A 2,276-nucleotide genomic window follows, 5' to 3' on the forward strand; every position below is an offset into this window, starting at 1 on the left:
CCTGGAGACGGTGCGCCGGGTACGGGCCGAGGGCGGCACCCCACGGCTGCTGCTGCTCTCGATCGCCGACGACCCGACCGGCACCGTGGCCCCGCCCGAACTGCTCAGGGAGGCGTGCGAGGCGGCGGTCGGCGAGGGCCTGCACATCATCAGCGACGAGACCTGGCGCGACACCCTGCACCGGCCGCGCGAGACGGTGCCGCTGAGCCCCGCCGAGATGTGGCCCGACGACGTCACCGTCTTCTTCGACCTCGCGGGCGCGCTGACCCCGGCGTCCTGGCCGGCCGCCGTCGCGCGCTTCCCCGCCACGCCCGGCGGCGCCGCCCGCCGGGCCAGAACGGTGGACCACCTCACCGCGCTGGGCGCGCTCGTCGCGGGACCGGTCGCCGCCGCTGCCGCCTACGCGCTGGACGAGCCGGCGGCCGTCTCGGCGCGGGTCACGGCCGCAGCCGCGCTGCACGCGCGCGTGGCCGCCGCCGTACACGACGCCGTCCTCGCCGCCGGGGCGCTGGCCAGGCCGCCTCGGGCGGGCCGTCATCTGTACGCGGATCTCGGTCCGTTGCGCCGGGAGCTCGGCGCGCGGGGCGTCGGCGACTCGATGGAACTCGAGGAGTTCCTGGGCGAACGGCTGGGCCTGCCGGTGCCCGGCGGGCACCGGTTCGGGGACGAACTGGGCGCGCTGAGGGTGCGGCTCGACACCGGACCACTGCTCGGGCCGCCCCCGGAGCTGCGGACGGAGTCCCTCACGGCGGCGGACCCGCTGGAGCTGCCGCAGGTCGCCGAGGCGCTCGACACGCTGACGTCGGCGCTGCGTGAGCTGCGCTGATACCGCGGACCGCCCGACCCGGGCATCGAGCGCGCGCTGCGGAAGTCACTGGAGCCGGGCCGCGCGGCGTCGGACGCCCACGCCCTCAGGCCCGTCGGCCGTCCGTCTCCGCCGGGCCCTCCGGCGTGCCTTTCCCGCGCGGCCCGGCCGGCTTGTCGCCCTTGCCGTGCCGTCGCAGCCGCCGCCAGAGCGCGGGGCCGCCGCTGATCAGCACCGTCAGCGCCACCGCCGCGACCACGCCCTCCCACGGCTCGGCGAAGAGCGAACCGCCCAGGATGCCGATGAGTTGGTACGTCGCCGCCCACGCCAGACAGGCCGGCAGCGCGCCCTTGACGAACCGCGACGTCGGCCACCTGGTCAGCAGGCACGCCAGCATCACCGGAATCCGCCCCGCCGGCACCAGCCTGGAGAGGACCAGCACCGTCACACCGTGCTCCCGCAGCTTGCGCTGCGTCTGTTCGAGCGTGTCCTCGGAGACCCGCTGCTCCAGCGCCGCCAGCCAGCGCGAGCCGTTCTTGGAGTTGACCCCCCGCCGCCCCAGCCAGTAGAGCGTGATGTCGCCGAGGAACGCCGCGAGCGACGCCACCACGAATATGTACAGCAGCGCGAGCGGCGCCGTCTGGTGGAAGGCGACCACGGCCGCCGAACTCACCACGGCGCCCGTCGGCACCACCGGCACCAGCGCACCCAACGCCACCAGCAGGAACAGCGAGGGATAGGTGACGGCCTGCTGCGCGGACTCCGACGGCAGCTGACTCATGAGCTGGTCGATCACAGGGCCGCCCCCGGCCGCACACTCTCGCCGTGCCGCAGCCGGTGCACGGCGACCGCGGGCGCGCGCCGGGCCGCCTGGCGGACGAACTCGTCGCCGGGCGAATGGAATTCGTGCGGTCTGACCCCGTCCAGACCGATCGGCCAGAACGTGCCGTAGTGCACCGGCACCGCGGCATCGGGGCCGAGCCGGGCCAGCGCCTCGGCCGCGCGGTCGGCGTTCAGATGACCGTGGCCCAGATGCGGCCCCCAGCCGCCGACCGGCAGCAGCGCCACATCGACCGGGCCCACGACGTCCGCCATCTCGTCGAACAGCCCGGTGTCCCCGGCGAAGTACGTCCGGCGCTCACCGGTGATCACATAGCCGAGCGCGGGGGAGCGCTGCGGGCCCACCGGCAGCCGTCGCCCGTCGTGGTGCGCGGGCACCGCCCGTACCCGCAGCGGCCCGATCGCCACCTCGTCGCCCGCGTCGACCTCGGTGATCCGCAGACCGCCCGCGCGTCTGACCGCGTCAAGGCGCCGCAGTCCGGGCACCGCCCGCACCGCGCCACGCGGCACGATCAGCCGGGTGCCCGGCGCGAGCTTGGCCAGCGACGGCAGATGCAGATGGTCGGAGTGCAGATGCGAGACCAGCACGGCGTCCGCGACCGCCGCCTCGGGCGGCGGTCGCGGACGCCGT

3 protein-coding genes are annotated in these 2,276 nt (G+C 75.7%); 1 reads left to right on the plus strand and 2 read right to left on the minus strand.

Going from position 1 to position 2,276, the window contains the following annotated elements; all coding sequences use genetic code 11:
• On the plus strand, positions 1-826 hold an 826-nt coding region (locus BHU15_RS32635), incomplete at its 5' end, for an aminopeptidase (RefSeq protein WP_069630438.1).
• Between the two features lie 85 nt (positions 827-911).
• Here BHU15_RS32635 and BHU15_RS32640 read toward each other — a convergent pair.
• Together BHU15_RS32640 and BHU15_RS32645 are read right to left on the minus strand one after the other, a co-directional pair.
• Positions 912-1,586, minus strand: coding sequence for a DedA family protein (locus tag BHU15_RS32640; RefSeq protein ID WP_171908486.1), 675 nt, complete (start codon positions 1,584-1,586; stop codon positions 912-914).
• An 11-nt stretch (positions 1,587-1,597) separates the two neighbouring features.
• On the minus strand, positions 1,598-2,276 hold a 679-nt coding region (locus tag BHU15_RS32645), incomplete at its 5' end, for an MBL fold metallo-hydrolase (RefSeq protein ID WP_069630440.1).

The sequence above is a fragment of the Streptomyces niveus genome (genome assembly GCF_001723055.1).
Taxonomy (GTDB): domain Bacteria; phylum Actinomycetota; class Actinomycetes; order Streptomycetales; family Streptomycetaceae; genus Streptomyces; species Streptomyces niveus.